The organism is Paraburkholderia sp. GV068, from assembly GCF_003058125.1.
In the GTDB taxonomy this organism is placed as follows: domain Bacteria; phylum Pseudomonadota; class Gammaproteobacteria; order Burkholderiales; family Burkholderiaceae; genus Paraburkholderia; species Paraburkholderia graminis.
In genome coordinates this window covers 1-20,160 of sequence record NZ_QBUB01000022.1, presented here as the reverse complement: position 1 = coordinate 20,160, position 20,160 = coordinate 1, and the positions used below count along the sequence as shown (strand labels likewise).

The window sequence follows — 20,160 nt, the reverse complement described above, 5'->3', positions numbered from 1 at the left end:
GAACGCCACAGAGCCTCATCGAGAGACCTATGAACGCCGTCCCGTCACCCGATCTCGGCGACCTGCGCGTGTTTTGCGAAGTCGCGCGCAAAGCCAGTTTCAGCGCGGCGGCCGAATCGCTGTCGGTGTCCGCGGCGTATGTCAGCAAGCGTATCAACGTGCTCGAGACTACGCTCGGCACGCGCCTGCTGCACCGGTCCACGCGCCGCGTCGCGATCACCGAGGCGGGCGAGCGCGTCTACACGTGGGCCGAAAAAATTCTCGACGACGTCGATCAGCTCGTTGAAGACGTGTCCACCACGCGCCGCATTCCGGGCGGCAAGCTGCGCATTTCGAGCAGCTTCGGTTTCGGCCGGCGCTTCGTCGCGCCCGCGCTTGCGCGCTTTTCCGAACGTTATCCGCAATTGAGCGTGCGGCTCGATCTGTTCGACCGTCTCGTCGATGTCGCCGGCGAAGGTTTCGATCTGGACATTCGCATCGGCGACGACATCGCGCCGCATCTGATCGCGCGGCGGCTCGCGTCGAATCATCGCGTGCTGTGCGCGTCGCCCGATTATCTCGCGCGAGAAGGCGCGCCGCGTCAACTGGCGGATCTGTCGGCGCATGCGTGCCTCGCGATCAAGGAGCGCGATCATCCGTTCGGTTTGTGGCGTTTGACCGTGCGCGGCGAGGCGGCGTCGATCAAGGTCACGGGACCGTTGTCGACCAATCACGGCGAGGTCGCGGTGCAATGGGCGTTGGCCGGGCGCGGCATCGTGCTGCGTTCGATGTGGGACGTGCGGCCGCTGCTGGAAAGCGGCCAGTTGCAGCAGGTGTTGCCGGAGGTGACGCAGCCGGCGAACCTGTGGGCGGTGTATCCGGCGCGACTCGCGCAGTCGGCGAAAGTGCGGGTTTGCGTGGACTTTCTCAGCGAAGAATTCGCGCAGTGGAACCCGCCGGACGACACCGCCTAGCCGTTAGTGGTTACTGCTTAGTGGTGATTCTGCGAGAACAGCGTTTCGAGCGGATAGTGGCTCTTCACGAACGGCGACTTGATGATCACGTAGCTAAAGTACTTTTCGATGCCGATGTCGCGTTCCAGTAAGCCTTCAATAATGCTCTGATAATGGCTCACGCTGCGCGTGACGAACTTCAGCAGGTAATCGTAGCCGCCGCTCGCCAGATGGCATTCGACGATTTCGTCCACGTCGCGAATCGCATTCACGAACTTCACGAAGTCTTCCCGCCGATGATCGGCGAGCGTGACTTCGGTGAAAACGATCTGCACGTCACCGAGCTTTTCGAGCTGGATCTGCGCGCCATAGCCGACGATGTAGCCGGCCTTTTCCAGCCGCTTGACGCGAATCAGGCAGGGGCTCGGCGAAAGGCCGACCGCATCGGCAAGCTCGACGTTGGTGATACGGCCTTTCTTTTGCAACTGCGAAAGTATGCGCAGGTCGATACGGTCTAGCTTGCAGTCGCTGCTCATCGTAACGTTGTGGCTCCGGCGGTTGAGAAAAGGGACTCAGGCGGCCCTCTACTCTAGCATGCAGCGGCGGTACTTTTGGCCTGGTGCTTAGCCGTGGTTTTGCCGCGCAGCGCGGCCCGCACGTCGGCTTGTGCAAGCACGTCGTCCAGGGTTTTCTCGAGCCGCTCGAACATCAGGTCGAAGTCCGATTCCGTGTACGAAAGCGCGGGCGCAAAGCCGAGAATATTGTCGCCGAACGCACGGAAAATCAGGCGGTTTTCATAGGCCGCGACGGCAATGCGCTCCGACAGTTTCAGCGCGGGGTCGAACTGCGCCTTGGTGTCCTTGTCGGTGACGAGTTCGAGCGCGCCGAGCAGGCCGCGGTGACGCGAATCGCCCACGAGCGGATGCGCGAGCAATGCATCAAGGCCGCGCGCGAAACGCGGCGCGCGCGCGACGCCGTTCGCCAGCAAGCCGCCTTCGTGATAAAGGCGCAGCACTTCCAGACCGATCGCCGCGCTCACCGGGTGCGCCGAATACGTATGACCGTGGCCGACAATCGCCTCGGCGTCGCCATCGGCGATGCCCTGATAGATTTCGTCAGACATCAGCACGGCGCCCATCGGCGCGTAGCCGGCGGTCAAACCCTTGGCGACCGTCATCAGATCCGGCTCGACGTTCTCGCCCTGACATGCGAACAGCGGGCCGGTGCGGCCAAAGCCGGTGATGACTTCGTCGGCGACAAACAGAATGCCGAGCTTGCGGCAACGCTCGCGCATCGCCTTCAGCCAGCCGACCGGCGGCACGATCACGCCGCCCGAGCCCTGAATCGGTTCGCAGAAAAACGCGGCGACGTTATCCGCGCCGAGTTCCGCCACCTTCGCTTCGAGCGCGGCGACGGAGGCGGCGATCAACGCGGCGTCGTCGGCGAAATTATTGCGGTACGCATACGGCGACGGCAGGTGATGCTGGTTCGGCAGCGGCAGATCGAAGTTGCGGTGGAACGCGGGCAGCGCGGTCAGCCCCGCGCCCATGCTCGACGAGCCGTGATAGCCGCGTTGCAGCGCGATGATGTGCTTCTTCGACGGACGGCCCGTCGCATTGAAGTAATGTGTGATGAAGCGGATCGCCGAGTCGACCGCGTCCGAGCCGCCGAGCGTGAAGTACACGTGTTGCAGCGAAGCCGGCGCGACCTGCGCGAGTTTTTGCGCGAGTTCGATAGCCGGCTCGCAGCCGAAATGGAAATAGCTCGTCGCGTAGGGCAGTTTCTGCATCTGCGCGGTGGCCGCCTCGACAATGCTCTGCTGGCCGTAGCCCACGTTCACGCACCACAAGCCGGAGAAGGCGTCGAGCAGTTCGTTGCCCGCCGCGTCGCGCAGAAAGGCGCCGCTCGCGGATTCGAGCACCGTGACGCCGCGCGCCTCGTGCGCACGGTAGTTGATGACAGGATGGATCAGGTGCTGGCGGTCGGCTTCAATGAGCGATTGGATCGGCATGGTGGGTTCTCGTCGCGAAAGGGCTGTTGACGGTTCCATACTACTGATCCACGGCGATGGTCCGCTTACCTAAACAATTGCCTGAAAAGCGCGCGCGACGCGTTTTGATGCATGCCCTTAGCATTTTGTGCTGCGGACGTTGAAAAGCCGTGGCGCGCGCGTATCCGGTGGAATGCGGGAGCGCTCAATAGCCGCGCGTGCGGTCGACCTGGCCGAGCATCGGCAGGCCTTCGCGATGGCGGCGCAGGTTATCGAGCACGACGTCGACGGCGGTGTCGGGCCGCGTGGCGCTGGCGATATGCGGCGTGATGCGCACGCGCGGATGCGTCCACAGCGGATGACCGGCGGGCAACGGCTCGGGATCGGTCACATCGAGAATCGCGTTCTGCAATTGGCCGCTGTCGAGCGCCGTCAGCAAGTCCTGCTGATTCAGATGCGCGCCGCGGCCCGTTTGAATCAGCGAGGCGCCGCGCGGCAGCTTCGCGAACAGGCGTCCATCGAGCAGGCCGCGCGTGGCCGGCGTGAGCGGCAGCAGGCAAACCAGGATGTCGGTGCGGGCGAGGAAAGCATCGAGCGAGCTTTCGCCCGCATAGCATTCGACGCCTTCGATCTCGCGCGGCGAGCGGCTCCAGCCCGCGCACGCAAAGCCGAAGAGACGCAGCCGCTCCAATACCGCGGTGCCGAGCACGCCGAGCCCGAGCACGCCGATGCGTCGTTGCGCGGCCGGCTTCAGCGGCAGTTCGCGCCATACCTGCTGTTGCTGCTGAAGCCCGTAGTCGAACAGATCGCGGTGAATCGTGAGCGCCGCCTGCGTCACGTATTCGACCATGCCTTCGACGAGCCCCGGTTCGATCATCCGCACAACCGGCACATGCTCAGGCACGCCGGACAGATCGAATTGATCGACGCCCGCGCCCACCGAGAACACCACTTCCAGATTGGGAAACGTGCGGGTCGGGTCTTCGGGCGGCTGCCATGCGACCAGATAGCGGATCGCAGCGGGATCGCCGTGATCGGGCCAGATATGGAACGGCAAACCGGGCGCCTTTTCGGCGAAGAGCCTCGCCCATTGCAGGCCGCGCGCCGGGTCGGCTTTATAGAGTAGGGCCATGACGGGTCAGAAAATCGCCTGATTGATGATGCCGTATTGCACATAAGGTGTCGCGTTGGCCGCCACGCTCTGCGGTTGCGCACTGCGCACCATTCTGACGACCGTGTCCACGCGCGGCAGCCCGAGCTGTTCGAGCCATTCGGTCAGGCCGCTGTCGCCCGGCGTGTCGACGCGCACGAACACGCCTTCGTTGAGCGCAAGCCAGTGGCTGATCAGCGCCTTCGCGCGGCTCGAATCTTCCGAAGCAGGCGCGACCACCGGGCCGATCGCAAAGCCGCGTCCGAAGCGGCGAAAGAGCGCGAAGCCGACGAGTTCGCCGTCGCGGTCGAGCGCGATGCCATCGGCGTTTTCCAGCAGCGCGGGCAGCACTTCGCCGCGATCGAGGCCGCTTGCCTGTGAGGCCAGTTCGACGAGCCGTGCCGTGTCGCTCGACCCTAGCGGCCGCAAGCGTTCGCCCGCCGGCAACGACACGAGCGGCGGCTGGAACGCCGCGCCTTGATGCTGATCGAGCGTGCCCGTCGCGCGAAAGCCGAGCTTTTCATAGAGCGGCTGACCGGCGGCGGTCGCGTGCAGGAAGGTGATGCGGCCGCCGAGTTCCTCGAGCAGCAGTTCCATCAGCTTTCTGCCGATGCCGAGCCCTTGCCGCGCCGGCGACACGATCACCATGCCGAGCGACGCGCAATCCGCGCCGTACTTCCAGCAAAGCGCGGTGCCGATCACGCCGCTCGCATCTTCGGCGACGAAACCCACGCCCAGTTGCGCGACGAACTTCCAGTCGTCCGCGCGATGCGGCCATTTGAGTTCGACCGTCAACGCATGCGCCGCGGCAACGTCGTCGAGGGTGAAGCGTCTGTATGTGATCGGATCAGCTATCGGATCTGTCTTCGAATCGGGCACGCCGTGCTCCTGAATGGCTAAAGGCTTACGCGTCACTGTGTCATCCACGGCGCGGTGTGACTAGGACGATCTTTCTATCCGGCGCGCCGCGCAAGGCCGCATCGCAATTCGATGCAAAACATGCCGTATGCGCCCGCATTACAGGCGGGTTCTGCTGCGCGGCGATTTTTGTCGGCGACATATGCCAGGCGCGCGGCTCTACGATTTTACTTATGGCGGGCGTCGCGGCGACGGCGCGGCGCAGGCGGTTTCCATCAGCGTCATTCACTAGGACACTTTCTCATGGACAGCTTCAATCCGGACGACGTCGCGATTCGCAGCGGCCATTTCATCGGCGGCGAGTGGGTGCAAGGCAGCGGGCAGGGCACGCGCCGCATGGATGTGGCGCGCCCGTCCGACGGCGTCGTCTACGCGAGCGTGCCGGTCGCCGACGCGGACATGGTGGATCGCGCGGTCGAGAACGCCTGGCAGGCGTTTCGCACGAGCGGCTGGGCGCGCATGGCGCCGCGCGAGCGCGCGAGGATCATGCGGCGCTTCGCCGATCTGGTCGAAGCCGACGCACCCGCGCTCGGCCGCCTGGAAGCACTCGGCTCGACGCGGCCGGTTGCCCAGGCCGTGTCGTGGGACGTGCCGTTCACCGCCGAGGGCATCCGCTTTTACGCGGAGTTCGCCGACAAGCTGGGCGGCGACGTCGCGGCCACCGACCACGATCATCTCGGCATGACGATCGCCGAGCCGTACGGCGTGATCGGCGCCATCGCGCCGTGGAATTTCCCGCTCGTGATGGCTTCGTGGAAGATCGCCCCGGCGCTCGCCGCGGGCAACGCGGTCGTCCTCAAGCCTTCGGAGATGACGCCGTTCTCCGTGCTGCGCCTCGCGGAACTGGCTGTCGAGGCCGGCGTGCCCGCCGGCATCTTCAATGTGATTCAGGGCGACGGACGCACGACCGGCGACGAACTCGTGCGTCATCCGAAGATCAGCAAGGTCACGTTCACCGGATCGACGCGCACGGGCGCCGCGATCATGGCGGCCTGCGCGGCGAGCGGCACCAAGCCGGTCACGCTTGAGCTTGGCGGCAAAAGCCCGCAAATCGTTTTCGCCGACGCGCCGCGTCTGGACGATGTGGCGCGCCGCATCGCGGGCGCGATCACCGGCAACGCGGGGCAGGTGTGCGTCGCGGGCTCGCGGCTGCTGGTCGAGCGCAGTCTTGCCGAGCCGCTGGCCGAACGCATCGGCAGAATTTTCGCGGAGCTGACGCCGGGCGCGACGTGGGCCGCGGGCACGACGCTCTCGCCGATCATCTCCGAGCCGCAGGCGGCGCGCATCGAAAGTATCGTGGGGCGCACGCTCGACGCGGGCGCGACCTTGCGCCACGGCGGCAAGCGTGCCGAGGTTCGCGGCGCATCGGCGGGCGCGTTCTATACGCCGACCTTGCTCACCGATGTCACCGCTCAGTCCGAGGCGGTGCGCGAGGAAGTCTTCGGTCCGGTGCTCACGCTGCAAACCTTCGACAGCGAAGAAGAAGCGCTCGCGCTCGCGCAGCATCCCGAGTACGGGCTTGCCGCGGGCGTGCATACCGCCGATCTCGGCCGCGCGCTGCGCTTCGTGCGCGCGCTGGAAGCGGGCACCGTGTGGGTCAACCGCTATGGCCGCACGTCCGACTTCATGATCCCGACGGGCGGCTACAAGCGCTCCGGCATCGGCAAGGATCTCGGCCGCCAGGCTTACGAGGCGAACCTGCGCTTCAAGAGCGTGCTGATCGATTTGCGGCAGTGATGCAGGGGCGGTGTTGCAGCCGCCCTGCAGCCTGACCGACGCCTACAGATTCCCTTCAGAACGCCGCAAACCCACGCCGGCTAAGGGTTGCGCCGGATCACGGCAGACTCTGCTGCGCAACGGCCTCAAAACGCATGGTTTGTGTCACAGGCAGCGCGCGAATCAGGAACATCTATGTTTTTGCGCTGATTAAATCTTTTACAGGAATCAGCTTTTACTTTTCGCCAATGAGCTCGACGCCGAGTTCCTTACCACGATAGGACGACTGCACCATGATCGAATTCGAACCGAAATACATCACCTTCGACTGCTACGGCACGCTGACCAAGTTCCGCATGGCGGACATGACGCGCGAACTGTACGGCCACATTCTGAAGAGCGACGACCTCGAAAAGCTGGTCGCGTTCTACGCCGGCTATCGCCGCGACGAAGTGCTGGGTGCATGGAAGCCGTATCGCGACGTCGTGGTCAATGCGCTGCGCCGTGCGTGCGCGCGCATGAACGTCGAATTCAACGAAGCCGGCGCGCAAAAGATCTATGAAGCGGTGCCGACGTGGGGCCCGCATCCCGACGTGCCCGAAGGTCTGTCGCGGCTCGCGAAGAAGTACAAGCTCGTGATTCTGTCGAATGCGTCGAACGATCAGATCCAGAGCAACGTCGACAAACTCGGCGCGCCGTTCCATGCGGTGTTCACCGCCGAGCAGGCGCAGTCGTACAAGCCGCGCATGCCAGGCTTCGAGTACATGTTCGACAAGCTCGGCTGCAATCCGGAAGACGTGCTGCATGTGTCGTCGAGCCTGCGCTACGACCTGATGACCGTGCACGACATGGGCGTCAAGCACAAGGCGTTCATCAACCGCGGCCATGAACCGTCGACGCCGTACTACCAGTACTACGAAGTGAAGGGCATTCCGGAACTGGCCGCCGAACTCGGCCTGTAAGCGCGCGACGAACCCGCCGCCCGCCACGTTGCCTCGCTGATTGCAATCATGGACCCGCACAGGATGAAGCTCGATTTGAAGCTCGACTCTTACTGGCTCGACACTGCGCCGCCGTTCGTCTCGGCGTGCGAAGGCCCGCTCGACGGTGACGCCGACGTGGTGGTGATCGGCGCGGGCTTCACGGGTTTGTCGGCGGCTCTGGCGCTCGGCAAACGCGGCGCGTCGGTCGTGGTGGTCGACGCGGGACGCGTGGGCGGCGGCGCGTCGGGCCGCAACGGCGGCCAGGTGAACACGGGCGTCGCGCAAGACTTCGTCGCGCTCGCTGCGCAACTCGGCCTCGAGCGTGCGAGCGCGTGCTATCGCGCGTATTCGGATGCGGTCGATACGGTCGAGCGTCTGATCGACGAAGAACAGATCGACTGCGATTACGCCGCGACCGGCAAGCTCAAGCTCGCGTCGAAGCCGCATCATTTCGCGCATCTGGAGAAGACGGCGGATCTGATCCGTCGCGCGGTGGATCCCGACATCGAACTGATCGACGGCGAGCGGATTCGCGGCGAAGTGCAGTCGGACAGTTTTTACGGCGGGCTGCTGCATCGTCACGGCGGCCAGATGCATATGGGCAAGTTCGCGGTCGGGCTCGCTGAAGCCGCGGTTCGGCGCGGAGCAAAACTGTATGAGCACGCGCCGGTTACGTCGATCGTGAAAGACGGCGGCGCGCATCGTGTCGTCACCGCGCGCGGCGAAGTGCGCGCAAAGCAGGTGCTGATCGCAACCGGGCCGTCGCGGCATGGACCGTTCGGCTGGTATCGGCGGCGGCTTGCGCCGGTCGGCTCGTTCATCGTCGTGACTGAGCCGCTGCCGCCCGCCTTGCTAGTGCAGACGTTGCCGAACCGGCGTGCGTACACGACCACGCGGCTGATGCACAACTACTTTCGCGTGACGCCCGATTCGCGCTTGCTGTTCGGCGGACGCGCGCGCTTCACGGCGTCCGAGCGGCCATCCGATGCCAAGAGCGGGCGCATCCTGCAGCAAGGTCTCGCCGCGATGTTTCCGATGCTCGCGAGTGCGCGCATCGACTATTGCTGGGGCGGTCTCGTCGACATCAGCGCCGATCGCCTGCCGCATGCCGGGCAGCACGACGGCATCTATTTTTCGATGGGCTACAGCGGCCACGGCACGCAGATGTCGACGCACATGGGTCAGGTGATGGCCGATGTGATGGACGGCCGCGCGGAGCGCAACCCGTGGGACGAGTCCGAATGGGCCGCGATTCCTGGGCACACCGGCAAGCCCTGGTTCTTGCCGCTGGTCGGCACGTACTACCGTATCAAGGACATCTTCTACTGAAGTCCCGCTGTTGCACCCGCTGTTGAAGTCCCCGCTGTTGCACCCGCTGTTGCAGTCGACAACTACAAACCCACGCAGCCCCCACAACTGCCTTACCTCGCGGAGAAGTTCGATGAATAAGGAAAACTCACCCCACGGCGCTCCTGGCCTCGACAACGGGCTCGAGCAATTGACAGCGAGAGGCGCGTCGCGGCGCGACGTGCTGCGCGCGCTGACCGCGGCCGGGATGATGTCGCTGACGGGCGCCGGGCTGATGGCCGCAAGCGGTTCCGCGCTCGCGCAAGCGAAGCCGAAGCAGGGCGGCAAGATTCGCGTGGCGACGCAGTCGGCCTCCGCGGCCGACACGCTCGATCCGGCGAAGGGCGCGCTCAGCACCGACTATGTTCGCTGCAACATGTTCTACAACGGCCTGACCGAACTCGATTCCCATCTCGGCGCAAAGATGGCGCTCGCCGAATCCATCGAGACGAAGGACGCGACCGTATGGGTTGTGAAGCTGCGCAACGGCGTGCAATTCCACGACGGCAAGTCGCTCGCGCCCGCCGACGTCGTGTATTCGATCATGCGCCACAAGGATCCGGCCACCGCTTCGAAGGCGAAGACGATCGCCGATCAGATCAAGGAAGTGAAGGCCACCGGCCCGAACGAAGTGACGATCACGCTCGACGGCGCGAACGCCGACTTGCCGGTGATTCTCGCCACGTCGCACTTCCTCATCATCAAGGACGGCACGAGCGATTTCAAAACGGCCGTCGGCACGGGTCCGTACAAGGTCAAGGAATTCTCGCCGGGCGTGCGCACGGTCGGCGTGCGCAACGACAAGTACTGGAAGCCGGGCATGCCGTATCTCGACGAGATCGAGTTGATCGGTATCGGCGACGAATCGGCGCGCGTGAACGCGTTGCTGTCGGGCGACGTGCAACTGATCAACGGCCTTACGCCGAATTCGGCTGAACGCCTGAAGACCGCGCCGGGTTTCAAGGTGCTGGAGACGAAGACCGGCGGCTACACGGACCTGATCGTTCGCGACGAGGGCGGCATTACCGGCAACGACGATTTCCGCCGCGGCATGATGTACCTGATGGATCGCGAGCAGATCCGCCGCTCGGTGTTTCGCGGCTACGGCGCGATCGGCAACGATCAGCCGATCGACCCGACCAACAAATACTATCTCGCCGGCCTGCCGCAACGCGGCTTCGATCCCGACAAGGCGAAGTTCTATTTCCAGAAGGCCAAGCTCGGCTCGGCGCCGCTGCAAGTGTTCGCGTCTCCGGCTGCGGACGGTTCCGTCGAAATGGCGATGCTGCTGCAACAGGCTGCGCCGCGCGCGGGCCTCAATCTGCAGGTAAGCCGCGTGCCCTCGGACGGCTTCTGGTCGAATCACTGGATGAAGCATCCGCTCGGCTTCGGCAACATCAATGCGCGCCCGAGCGCGGACGTGCTGTTCACGCAGTTCTTCAAGTCCGATGCGCCGTGGAACGAAGCCAACTGGAAGAACCCGAAGTTCGACCAGATGCTCGTCGCCGCGCGCGGCGAACCGGACGACGCGAAGCGCAAGAAGATCTACGGCGACATGCAGGTGCTCGTGCATGAAAACGGCGGCATCGGTATTCCGCTCTTTCATAGCTCGCTCGATGGCTATACGAGTAAGCTGAAGGGACTCGGTTCGATTCCGCTTGCCGGTCTGATGGGTTTTGCATTCGCGGAAAACGTCTGGCTAGAGGCGTAACGCGAAGGCGCTCCGGCTCGTTGAGCCGGAGCGCTACGACTTCGCACCTGCGCGCAATACACGCAATACATGCACTGGCGCGGCGCCGCGACGCCGCGCGCATGCATCAACTGGAGGCGACTTTCAATGAAAGCACACGCGCAACGACTCATCGCCGCGCGCCTCGGCCTCGCGCTGCTCACGCTGCTGCTGGTGTCGGCCATCGTGTTCGGCGTGACAGGGCTGCTGCCTGGCGACGCCGCGCAAGAGGCGCTCGGCCAGGCCGCCACGCCGGAGGCCGTCGCCGCATTGCGGCATCAGTTCGGGCTCGATCAGCCGGCGCTTCAGCGCTACGGCCAGTGGCTCTTTCATATCGTCACCGGCAACTTCGGCACGTCGATGTCGAACAATCTGCCCGTTAGTCAGTTGATCGCGACGCGTCTGCCGAACTCGCTCGTGCTCGCCGGTTTGACCGCGGTGGTCTCGGTGCCGCTCGCGCTGCTGATCGGCATTTCGTCCGCGATGTTCCGCGGCTCGCTGCTCGATCGCACATTGAATGTGCTGACGCTTTCCACGGTAGCGGTACCCGAGTTTCTCGTCGCGACCATCGCCGTGCTGATCTTCGCCGTGAAGCTGCGCTGGCTGCCCGCGCTGTCTTACCTGTCCGAAGTGAATTCGTTCGGCGCGTTATTGCGTATCTATGCAATGCCCGTCATGACGCTGTGCTGCGTGATCGTCGCGCAGATGGCTCGCATGACGCGTGCCGCGGTACTCGACCAGCTCAATTCGTCGTATGTGGAAATGGCGATGCTCAAGGGCGCGTCGCCCGTGCGCGTCGTGCTGCGGCACGTGCTGCCGAACACCATCGGGCCGATTGCGAATGCGGTCGCGCTGAGCCTGTCGTACCTGTTCGGCGGCGTGGTGATCGTCGAATCCATCTTCAACTATCCGGGCCTAGCGAGCCTGATGGTCGACGCCGTGACGAACCGCGACATGCCGCTCGTGCAAGGCTGCGTGATGGTGTTCTGCGCCGCGTATCTCGCGCTCGTGCTGATCGCGGACCTGTGTCAAATCGTATCCAACCCGAGGCTACGTCGATGATGAGCCAACCTGATCACCACGTCCCTCACGCGGGCACCGAACTGTACGGCGTGAGCCGCGACGAACTCGTCGCCGATATACCGGCTGACATGGCGGCTGAAACGCTGGCCGCCGATACCGCAACCACGAGCGCACCGGCGAAGTACAACCCGCTGCAACGCCTCGTCCACCGCTTTTCGGTGCTCGGCCTGCTCGGCCTCGTGATGGTGCTGTTCTGGCTGCTGGTCGCGTTCGTCGGGCCGCTCGTCGCGCCGTACCAGGGCGGCGCGCTGACGTCGACGGAAATTTTCGGGCGTTACAGCGCGGCGTATCCGCTTGGCACCGACTACCTCGGCCGCGACATGCTGAGCCGCATTCTCTACGGCGCACGCTATACGGTCGGCCTCGCGCTCGCGGCGGCCGTGCTCGCGAGCGTGATCGGCACGTTCTTCGGTCTGCTTGCCGCGGTGTCGGGCAAGTGGGTCGATGAAGTGCTGAGCCGCCTGTTCGACGCGCTCATTTCGATTCCGAGCAAGGTGCTTGCGCTCGTCGTGATCGCGGCATTCGGATCGTCGATCCCGATGCTGACGACGGTCGCGGCGCTCGCCTACATTCCCGGCGCGTTTCGCATCTCGCGTTCGCTCGCGTTGAACCTGATGGGACTCGAATACGTGCAGGTTGCGCGGGCTCGCGGCGAAGGGCTCTTATATATCGCGCGTGTCGAGGTATTGCCGAACATGATCCATCCGATGCTCGCCGATTTCGGCCTGCGCTTCGTGTTCATCGTCCTGCTGCTGAGCGGGCTGAGTTTCCTCGGCCTCGGCGTGCAGCCGCCGAACGCCGACTGGGGTTCGCTCGTGCGCGAGAACATCGGCGGCTTATCGGAAGGCGCGCCTGCGGTGCTGATGCCGGCCGTCGCGATTGCCACGCTGACCATCGGCATGAATCTGCTGATCGACAACTTGCGGCGTCGCAGCCGTAGCCACGGAGACGCATGATGACCGACCGGGACATGATTGAAGTGAAAGGGCTGCGTGTCGTCGCGGGCGCGGCGCACGGGCCGGTGACGGAGATCGTCAAGGGCGTCAGCTTTTCGGTGAAGAAGGGCGAGGTGCTCGCGCTGATCGGCGAATCCGGTTCGGGCAAGACGACGATTGCGCTGTCGCTGCTCGGCTATGCACGCGCGGGCTGTTCGATCAGCGGCGGCTCGGTGCGCATCGGCGAGGTGGAAGTGCTCTCGCTCGATGCCAAAGGACGCCGCGCGTTGCGCGCGCGCACGGTCGCGTATGTCGCGCAGAGCGCGGCGGCGGGCTTCAACCCGGCGCGCACGATCATGGATCAGGTGACCGAGCCCGCGCTGCTGCATCAGTTGATGACGAAAGACGCCGCGCGCGCCAAAGCGATCGCACTGTTTCGCGCGCTCGCGCTGCCCGCGCCGGATACGATTGGCGAGCGTTATCCGCATCAGGTTTCCGGCGGGCAATTGCAGCGTCTGATGGCGGCGATGGCGTTGATCACCGATCCGGCGGTCGTCGTGTTCGATGAGCCGACCACCGCGCTCGATGTCACCACGCAGATCGAAGTGCTCGCGGCCTTCAAGAAGGTGGTGCGCGAACTCGGCACGACGGCGGTGTACGTGTCGCACGATCTTGCCGTCGTCGCGCAGATGGCCGACCGCATCGTCGTGCTGAACGGCGGCGCCGTGAAGGAAAACGGCGCGGTCGCGCAAGTGCTCGATGCGCCCGTGGATGCCTACACGCGCCAGTTGCTCGCCGCGACGCGCCGCCCGGAAGCGCCCTCGGCCGCGTTGCAGGATGGCGCGGGACAGGTGCCGCCGCTGCTGCAGATTCGCGGCCTCTCGGCGGGCTATGGACGCATCGGCCGTGACGGCGTGCCCGCCGTGCGCGTGCTCGACGACGTGAGCCTCAGCATTGCTCGCGGCAGCGCGCTCGGCGTGATCGGCGAATCGGGCTCGGGCAAGACGACGCTGGCACGCGTGGTCGCGGGTCTCGTCGACCGTGCGCGCGGCGATGTGCTGTTCAACGGCGAGCCGTTGCCCGCGCAGCTATCGCGCCGCACGCCGGAGCAGTATCGGCAGATTCAGATCGTGTTCCAGAATGCGGATACGGCGCTGAATCCGAGCCATTCGATCGCGGATATTCTCGGCCGGCCGCTCGCGTTTTATCACCATCTGCGTGGCGCGGCGGCGAAGAAGCGCATGCTCGCGTTGCTCGATCTGGTGAAACTGCCGGCTTCGATTGCAACGCGCACCCCCGCGGGCCTGTCGGGCGGCCAGAAGCAGCGCGTGAACCTCGCGCGCGCGCTTGCCGCCGATCCCGCGCTCATTCTCTGCGACGAAGTCACGTCCGCGCTCGATACGGTAGTGGGCGCCGCGATTCTCGATCTGCTCGCGGAATTGCGGCGCGAACTGGGCGTCTCGTACATGTTCATTAGCCACGACATTTCGACGGTGCGCGCGATCTGCGACGAAGTGATCGTGCTGTACGCCGGGCAGCGTGTCGAAGCCGGACAGCGCGACGTGCTCGCGGCGCCGCCGTATCACCCGTACACGGGATTGCTGGTTGATTCGGTACCCGAACTAAAACCGGGCTGGCTCGATGCGCGCCGCCACGTCGCCGCCTGCAAGTTGCCCGCGATGGGCGAGAGCGCCGCCGTGCCCGAGCTGTGTTCGTTCCGCTCGCGCTGTCCCGTGCGCATCGACGGTATCTGCAACATGACGCCGCCGTCGCTGAAGAAACTGCCTTCGGGCGCGGAGATTCTTTGTCATCACTCGGCGGCCGAGTTGAGCCGTTTGCAAAACGTGGAGACGATCCCGGCATGAACCAGCGATTTGTGCGGCTCGCGGAAACCGGTCGCAAGACCTTTCCGATTACCGTCGACGGCGTAGTGCGCGAGGCCGCCGAAGACGACACGCTGATGGTCGCGCTGCTCACCAACGGCACCACGCTGCGCGACTCCGAATTCGGCGACGGCCGCCGCGCCGGTTTCTGTCTGATGGGCGCGTGCCAGGATTGCTGGGTGTGGACCGCGCAAGGCGAGCGCGTGCGCGCGTGCAGCACGCCGGCGGCGCCGGGCATGTCGATCGTCACGAGTCTCGCTGAAGCCGGGGAGGGCGTATGGCCCCGCGTGTAGTCGTCATCGGTGCGGGGCCGGCGGGCGTGCGCGCCGCTCAGGCATGCGTCGAAGCGGGTCTGCGCCCGACTGTGATCGACGAAGGCCGGCGCGACGGCGGACAGATCTACCGGCGTCAACCGGAAGGCTTTTCGCGCAGCTACGACACGCTGTACGGCACGGAGGCCGAGCGCGCGGCTTCATTGCATACGAGCTTCGATGCGCTGAAACGCAGCATCGACTATTTGCCCGAAACGCTGGTCTGGAATATTTCGGCGAACGCGGTGCATACGGTGAGCGGCACGCGTTACGGCACGCTGCCGTTCGACGCGCTCATCGTGTGCAGCGGCGCGACCGATCGGCTCATGCCCGTCAAGGGTTGGCATCAGGCGGGCACCTATAGTCTCGGCGGCGCGCAGGTCGCGCTGAAATCGCAGGGCTGCGCGATCGGTTCGCGCATCGTGATGATGGGCAGCGGGCCGCTGCTCTACCTCGTGTCCGCGCAATACGTGAAGGCCGGCGCGCAGATCGCGGCGGTGCTCGATACGTCGACGTTCATGCAGCGCATCGCCGCGTTGCCGCGTCTCTTGGCGATTCCCGCCGCGCTGAAAAAAGGCATTGCGTTGACGCGCGTGTTGTCGAAGGCGGGCGTGCCGGTTTATCGCGGCGTGCAGCCCATCGAAATCAAAGGTTCGCCGCAAACGGGTGTGAGCGGCGTCGAAGTCGCATTGGCCGGCGGCAAGCGCATCGAGTTCGCGTGCGACGCCGTTGCGCTCGGCTATCACTTGCGCCCGGAAACGCAGCTCGCGGATCTCGCCGGCTGCCGTTTTATCTTCGACGACGCCGCGCAGCAGTGGCTCGCGCAAATCGACAGCGATGGCCGCAGCAGCGTCAAGGGCGTCTATCTCGCGGGCGATGGCGCGCGCGTGCGCGGCGCGGACGCAGCCGAACGGTCGGGCCGCCTCGCCGCGCTCGCCGCGCTGCAGGATCACGGCGTCCAAGCGGCGGGCATCGGCGATATGCAGCGTTTGCGCGACGAGCTCGCGCGCTTCTCGCGCTTTGCCGCGGGCTTGCGTGAAGCGTTTCCGTGGCCCGCGCAATTCGCCGCCGCGTTGCCGGACGAGACGATTGTGTGCCGCTGCGAAGCGATCACGGCGGGCGAATTGCGCCGCGTCGTTCGCGAAACCGGCGCGCAGGAAGCCAATCGCGCGAAGGCGTTTTCGCGCGTCGGCATGGGACGTTGCCAAGGGCGTTATTGCGGACATGCGGGCGCGGAAGTCATTGCCGCGGCGGCGTGCGTGCCGCTCGCTTCCGTGGGACGCCTGCGCGGCCAGGCGCCGGTCAAGCCGCTGCCAGTGGCGCTCACCGAGGAGGCAGCGCAATGAGCGCGACTCGCAACGAAGCGGATGTCATCGTGATCGGCGGCGGCATCATGGGTACGACGACCACGTTCTTTTTGCGCCAGCGCAATCGCTCGGTGATTCTGCTGGAACGCGGGCTGACCGGGCAGCAGGCGAGCGGCGTGAACTTCGGCGGCGTGCGGCGGCAAGGCCGCGCATTGCCGCAACTCGCGATGGCCAATCGCGCGCTGCGCACCTGGCAGCGTTCGGCGGAACTGCTCGGCGAGGACGTCGAATTTTTGCCGGTCGGCCACACGCGCGTGTGCTATCACCAGAAGGACGTCGAGAATTTCGATCAGTATGCAATCGACGCGCGCGCCTACGGGCTCGAACTCGAAGTGCTGCATGGCGACGCGTTGTTCCGGCGCTTTCCGTTTCTGAGCCGCGAAGTGCTGGCGGCGTCCAGTTCGCCGCTCGACGGCCACGCGAATCCGCGGCTCGCCGCGCCCGCGTTCGGACGCGCGGCCGCGCGGCTCGGCGCGCAGGTGATCGAGAACACGGAGATCGTGCGCGTCGAAAAAGAGGGCGATCGCTTTCGCGTGGAAAGCGCGCGCGGCGACGTGTATCGCGCGGCTCAACTCGTGATCTGCGCGGGCGCATGGGCCACGCGTCTGACCGAACAGTTCGGCGAAAGCGCGCCGCTCGTCGTAAGCGGACCGCAAATGTGCGTGACGGAGCCGGTGCCGTACGTCTTCAAATCGTCGATGGGCGTGTTCACGTCGATCAAGCAGGAGGGCATTTACTTCCGGCAGATTCCGCGCGGCAATATCATCGTCGGCGGCGGTCCCGCGGGTCCGGCCGATGCCGCGACGAGCCGCGCGTCGGTGCTGCCGCAGAACACGGTGCGCCAGCTCGCGCAGATGCGGCGGCTCGTGCCCGCGCTCGCGCCGTTGCATGTGATCCGCGTGTGGAGCGGCGTGGAAAGTTATCTGCCTGACAGCGAACCGGTGATCGGCCCGAGCAGCAAGGTCGACGGACTCTTCTACGCGTTCGGCTTCAGCGGTTCGGGCTTTCAGATCGGGCCGGGCGTCGGCGAGACGATGGCGGAACTCGTCGATACGGGCAGCACGCCGATTCCGCTCGACAGGTTCTCCATCCAGCGTTTTGCAAAAGAGCCCATCGCGACGTCATGAAACAGTCCCTCAGCCTCAACGCCGCGCGGGCTTTTATCGAAGCGCATTTCAACGAGCCGGTGACGCTCGCGCAACTCGCGGCGCTGTCCGCGCTCAGCGTGTCGCGCTTTGCGACCGTGTTCCGGCAGCAGTACGGCTCGTCGCCGTATCGCTATTTGTGCGGCGTGCGGATTCAGCGGGCACAGATGCTGTTGCTCGAAGGCGTGCCTGGTTCGGTGGTCGCGACCGAGGTCGGCTTCTTCGATCAGAGCCATTTTGGCCGGCATTTCAAGCGATGCTGCGGCATGACGCCGAGCATGTTCATCCAGCAGCGCGCGGCGGTTAATGCGGGCAAGCACGGCGCCGCCGCGAGCATCGCAAAAGTTAGCGCGCCCCGTTCAGCTTCCGCCATAACGTCGTCTTGCTGATGCCGAGCGCGTCGCACACCGCATCGCGGTCGCCGTCGTGCGCAGCCAGCGCGGCGCGGATTTCATCGGCTTCGACATGACGGCTGCGTTCGCGCAACGTCAGCGCCGTTTTGTGAGCGCGCGGTTGCTGCGGTTCGACGATTTCCGGCGCGATGGTCCGCAGCATGTCTCGCGTGATGAGCGGTTGCGTCTCCGCCGGCGAGTCGGCGTCTGACTCCATCTCGGCAAGCTCCACTGCAATCCGCTCGATCACGTTCTGCAACTCGCGCACATTCCCCGGCCACGCGTAACGCCGCAACGGCTCGGCGAGCGCGGCCAGAATGCGTTCGGCGGCAGCGGCGTCGGGCAGGCGCGCGGCGAGCCTCGGCTCACGCGCCGCGGCTTGCAACAGCAGTTCGGCGGCAAGCGGCAGCAGATCGGTTGGACGCTCGCGCAGCGGCGGCAGCGCAATGCTGAGAATGTTGAGCCGGTAGTAAAGATCGGCGCGAAAGCGGCCTGCTTCGATACCCTCGGTCAACGCGCGGTGCGTCGCGGCAACCACGCGAATGTCGACGCGCGTCGGTTCCGTCGAACCGAGCCGCACGACTTCGCGCTCCTGCAATACGCGCAGCAAACGGCTCTGCAACGACAACGGCATCTCGCCGATTTCATCGAGAAACAAGGTGCCGCGGTGCGCGACTTCGATGAGCCCCGCCTTGCCGCCTTTGCGCGCGCCGGTGAACGCGCCTTCCTCGTAGCCGAACAGTTCGCTTTCGAGCAACGCCTCGGGAAACGCGCCGCAATTGATTGCGACGAAGGCGAAGTCGCGCCGCGCGCTCAACTGATGCATGCTCTGCGCGACCATTTCCTTGCCTGTGCCGCTTTCGCCGAGAATCAGCACGGTCGCGTCCGACCTCGCGTAACGCTGCACGAGCGCGCGCACGCGTTGCATGGATTCCGCCGCGCCGACCATATCTTCCAGGCGGTAACGCGCGCTGAACTGCTGCACGCGTTGACGCGAACGCAGCGTGCGGTCCAGCCGTTCGACCGCACGCGATTCCTGAAACGTCAGCACGGTGCCCGCGGCCGCGCCGCCGCTCGCAAGCGGCCCGCGATGCACGACGTAGCTCGCGCCGCGCACGGTGCAGAACGCGTCGCCGTCGGAGTCGGGCAGGCTGCCGGCGAGATCCGGCGCGAGTTCGAGCAGCGCGCGGCCGGCTGCATTCGCGGCGTCGACGCCGAGCACGGCGGCAAGACGCTGGTTCATCGCCTCGACGCGTCCTTCGGCGTCGAGCGCGACGACGCCGTCGCGCAAGTGTTGCAGCAGATTATCGAGCCGTTGACGGCGTATCGTTTCGCGCCGCGTCGCCTGCGCGACTTCGAGCGCCGTGTCGAAGCCGGCGCGCACCGAATCGCGCGAGTACAGAAACACCGCGCCCATGCCGGCGTGCGCGGCGAGATCGGTGACGAGTCCGGGACCGACCACCACGTCGATGCCGCGATCGCGCAGGTCCAGCACGACGCTTTCGGCGTCCTGCGCGGATTGATGCGAGGCGAACGTCACGTCGAGCCCGAACGCCGTGACGAAGCGGCGCACTTCGTCGGGCGTGTTGCCGTGCGTGACCAGCGCGACCTTTGCGCCGTCGCGGCGCGCGCGGGCGAGCGCGTGCATGACGTCGAAGCCCGTCGGCGTGATCATCACGACCGGCACCGCGACGCGCGTTTTCAGGTAAGCGCCGTTGGAGCCGCCCGCGATCACAACGTCGGGACGACCCGCGCCGGCGGCGTCGATTTCGCGCACGGCATCTTCGAAACCTTGGGCGACGATGCGCAGATCCGCGCGTTCCACGTATTCGCCCGCGATGTCGATAAACAGGTCGCGCAGACGGCTGATGCTGAGCGCCCAGATGCGCGGGCGTCGGGCTGTATCGAACGATGGAGTGCTCAAGTTGCGGCTCGCGCGAGGTGAGTGGCAGGGTCCGGCTATTATGCGCGCGTCGGTTTCAAAAATGAAATTTCATGATTTCATTGTCGAAACGTGCGCCGTTTCGCGCAAAGCGGTCCGCCGTGATAAATCAGGCACTTAGCGCAAGCCTGCGACGATGGCCCGTTCCTTGCATTTAAGGCCGCGTTCGAGAATCCCTAACGCATCTGGAGACAACGATGAGCGAAGCAGACAACAGCACCAGCACCACCAACGCCGGCGCGTTCAAACCGAAAAAATCCGTCGCGCTGTCCGGCGTGACCGCGGGCAACACGGCGCTGTGCACGGTCGGCAAGACCGGCAACGATCTGCATTACCG

Annotated in this window: 17 protein-coding genes and 1 pseudogene; 13 read left to right on the top strand and 5 right to left on the bottom strand. The window is 65.3% G+C overall.

Annotation, left to right across the window (positions count from 1 at the left end; all coding sequences use genetic code 11):
* The first annotated feature begins 29 nt into the window (after positions 1–29).
* Complete coding sequence (locus C8K18_RS29930; RefSeq protein WP_029966558.1) at positions 30–953, top strand: LysR substrate-binding domain-containing protein; 924 nt, start codon at positions 30–32, stop codon at positions 951–953.
* A gap of 17 nt (positions 954–970) precedes the next feature.
* On the opposite strand, the gene C8K18_RS29925 is transcribed toward C8K18_RS29930, so the two are convergent.
* From C8K18_RS29925 to C8K18_RS29910, 4 genes are all read right to left on the bottom strand, one after another.
* Positions 971–1,468 carry an Lrp/AsnC family transcriptional regulator gene (locus C8K18_RS29925; protein WP_006049122.1) on the bottom strand — a complete coding sequence of 166 codons (498 nt, stop codon included), beginning with the start codon at positions 1,466–1,468 and terminating at the stop codon, positions 971–973.
* Between the two features lie 53 nt (positions 1,469–1,521).
* On the bottom strand, positions 1,522–2,943 hold the full coding sequence (locus C8K18_RS29920) for an aspartate aminotransferase family protein (protein WP_006049123.1): 1,422 nt from the start codon (positions 2,941–2,943) through the stop codon (positions 1,522–1,524).
* A 184-nt stretch (positions 2,944–3,127) separates the two neighbouring features.
* A complete protein-coding gene (locus tag C8K18_RS29915) occupies positions 3,128–4,054 on the bottom strand; it encodes a glyoxylate/hydroxypyruvate reductase A (RefSeq protein WP_006049124.1) in 927 nt (308 codons plus the stop codon).
* A 6-nt stretch (positions 4,055–4,060) separates the two neighbouring features.
* A complete protein-coding gene (locus C8K18_RS29910) occupies positions 4,061–4,927 on the bottom strand; it encodes a GNAT family N-acetyltransferase (RefSeq protein WP_044021029.1) in 867 nt (288 codons plus the stop codon).
* A gap of 306 nt (positions 4,928–5,233) precedes the next feature.
* On the opposite strand from C8K18_RS29910, the gene C8K18_RS29905 reads away from it, so the two are divergent.
* The 11 genes from C8K18_RS29905 (at position 5,234) to C8K18_RS29855 (ending at position 17,878) form a co-directional block, all read left to right on the top strand.
* Positions 5,234–6,727 carry an aldehyde dehydrogenase gene (locus tag C8K18_RS29905; RefSeq protein ID WP_107710737.1) on the top strand — a complete coding sequence of 498 codons (1,494 nt, stop codon included), beginning with the start codon at positions 5,234–5,236 and terminating at the stop codon, positions 6,725–6,727.
* Positions 6,728–6,999: 272 nt separating this feature from the next.
* The gene (locus tag C8K18_RS29900) at positions 7,000–7,668 is read left to right on the top strand and encodes a haloacid dehalogenase type II (protein ID WP_006049127.1); all 669 of its coding nucleotides are present in this window, start codon (positions 7,000–7,002) and stop codon (positions 7,666–7,668) included.
* 75 nt (positions 7,669–7,743) lie between these two features.
* Positions 7,744–9,018, top strand: coding sequence for an FAD-binding oxidoreductase (locus tag C8K18_RS29895; RefSeq protein WP_107710771.1), 1,275 nt, complete (start codon positions 7,744–7,746; stop codon positions 9,016–9,018).
* Between the two features lie 112 nt (positions 9,019–9,130).
* Positions 9,131–10,747, top strand: a complete 1,617-nt coding sequence (locus C8K18_RS29890; protein ID WP_006049129.1) for an ABC transporter substrate-binding protein — start codon at positions 9,131–9,133, stop codon at positions 10,745–10,747.
* A 126-nt stretch (positions 10,748–10,873) separates the two neighbouring features.
* Positions 10,874–11,827, top strand: a complete 954-nt coding sequence (locus C8K18_RS29885; protein WP_107710770.1) for an ABC transporter permease — start codon at positions 10,874–10,876, stop codon at positions 11,825–11,827.
* Complete coding sequence (locus tag C8K18_RS29880) at positions 11,824–12,804, top strand: ABC transporter permease (protein WP_171800007.1); 981 nt, start codon at positions 11,824–11,826, stop codon at positions 12,802–12,804. Before C8K18_RS29885 ends, C8K18_RS29880 begins: the two co-directional genes overlap by 4 nt.
* Entirely contained in the window at positions 12,804–14,648 is a 1,845-nt protein-coding gene (locus tag C8K18_RS29875) for an ABC transporter ATP-binding protein (RefSeq protein WP_107710736.1), read from the top strand. Before C8K18_RS29880 ends, C8K18_RS29875 begins: the two co-directional genes overlap by 1 nt.
* Positions 14,645–14,959 (top strand): (2Fe-2S)-binding protein, encoded by a 315-nt coding sequence (locus C8K18_RS29870; protein WP_107710735.1) that lies wholly within the window; start codon positions 14,645–14,647, stop codon positions 14,957–14,959. Before C8K18_RS29875 ends, C8K18_RS29870 begins: the two co-directional genes overlap by 4 nt.
* Positions 14,944–16,323, top strand: a complete 1,380-nt coding sequence (locus tag C8K18_RS29865) for an NAD(P)/FAD-dependent oxidoreductase (protein WP_107710734.1) — start codon at positions 14,944–14,946, stop codon at positions 16,321–16,323. The genes C8K18_RS29870 and C8K18_RS29865 overlap by 16 nt, the downstream gene beginning before the upstream one ends.
* On the top strand, positions 16,320–17,471 hold the full coding sequence (locus C8K18_RS29860) for an FAD-binding oxidoreductase (RefSeq protein ID WP_053859581.1): 1,152 nt from the start codon (positions 16,320–16,322) through the stop codon (positions 17,469–17,471). Before C8K18_RS29865 ends, C8K18_RS29860 begins: the two co-directional genes overlap by 4 nt.
* Positions 17,468–17,878, top strand: coding sequence for an AraC family transcriptional regulator (locus tag C8K18_RS29855; RefSeq protein ID WP_107710733.1), 411 nt, complete (start codon positions 17,468–17,470; stop codon positions 17,876–17,878). The genes C8K18_RS29860 and C8K18_RS29855 overlap by 4 nt, the downstream gene beginning before the upstream one ends.
* Here C8K18_RS29855 and prpR read toward each other — a convergent pair.
* The gene (gene prpR, locus C8K18_RS29850) at positions 17,835–19,805 is read right to left on the bottom strand and encodes a propionate catabolism operon regulatory protein PrpR (protein ID WP_029966546.1); all 1,971 of its coding nucleotides are present in this window, start codon (positions 19,803–19,805) and stop codon (positions 17,835–17,837) included. The genes C8K18_RS29855 and prpR overlap by 44 nt on opposite strands.
* 215 nt (positions 19,806–20,020) lie before the next feature.
* On the opposite strand from prpR, the pseudogene C8K18_RS29845 reads away from it, so the two are divergent.
* Positions 20,021–20,160: pseudogene (locus C8K18_RS29845) on the top strand (2-methylcitrate synthase); the annotation flags it as partial.

Bases quoted from the DNA above. Each gene is read 5' to 3' on its own strand.
- C8K18_RS29930 (WP_029966558.1), top strand. From the start codon at position 30: ATGAACGCCGTCCCGTCACCCGATCTCGGCGACCTGCGCGTGTTTTGC.
- C8K18_RS29925 (WP_006049122.1), bottom strand. From the start codon at position 1,468: ATGAGCAGCGACTGCAAGCTAGACCGTATCGACCTGCGCATACTTTCG.
- C8K18_RS29920 (WP_006049123.1), bottom strand. From the start codon at position 2,943: ATGCCGATCCAATCGCTCATTGAAGCCGACCGCCAGCACCTGATCCAT.
- C8K18_RS29915 (WP_006049124.1), bottom strand. From the start codon at position 4,054: ATGGCCCTACTCTATAAAGCCGACCCGGCGCGCGGCCTGCAATGGGCG.
- C8K18_RS29905 (WP_107710737.1), top strand. From the start codon at position 5,234: ATGGACAGCTTCAATCCGGACGACGTCGCGATTCGCAGCGGCCATTTC.
- C8K18_RS29900 (WP_006049127.1), top strand. From the start codon at position 7,000: ATGATCGAATTCGAACCGAAATACATCACCTTCGACTGCTACGGCACG.
- C8K18_RS29890 (WP_006049129.1), top strand. From the start codon at position 9,131: ATGAATAAGGAAAACTCACCCCACGGCGCTCCTGGCCTCGACAACGGG.
- C8K18_RS29885 (WP_107710770.1), top strand. From the start codon at position 10,874: ATGAAAGCACACGCGCAACGACTCATCGCCGCGCGCCTCGGCCTCGCG.
- C8K18_RS29880 (WP_171800007.1), top strand. From the start codon at position 11,824: ATGATGAGCCAACCTGATCACCACGTCCCTCACGCGGGCACCGAACTG.
- C8K18_RS29875 (WP_107710736.1), top strand. From the start codon at position 12,804: ATGACCGACCGGGACATGATTGAAGTGAAAGGGCTGCGTGTCGTCGCG.
- C8K18_RS29870 (WP_107710735.1), top strand. From the start codon at position 14,645: ATGAACCAGCGATTTGTGCGGCTCGCGGAAACCGGTCGCAAGACCTTT.
- C8K18_RS29865 (WP_107710734.1), top strand. From the start codon at position 14,944: ATGGCCCCGCGTGTAGTCGTCATCGGTGCGGGGCCGGCGGGCGTGCGC.
- C8K18_RS29860 (WP_053859581.1), top strand. From the start codon at position 16,320: ATGAGCGCGACTCGCAACGAAGCGGATGTCATCGTGATCGGCGGCGGC.
- C8K18_RS29855 (WP_107710733.1), top strand. From the start codon at position 17,468: ATGAAACAGTCCCTCAGCCTCAACGCCGCGCGGGCTTTTATCGAAGCG.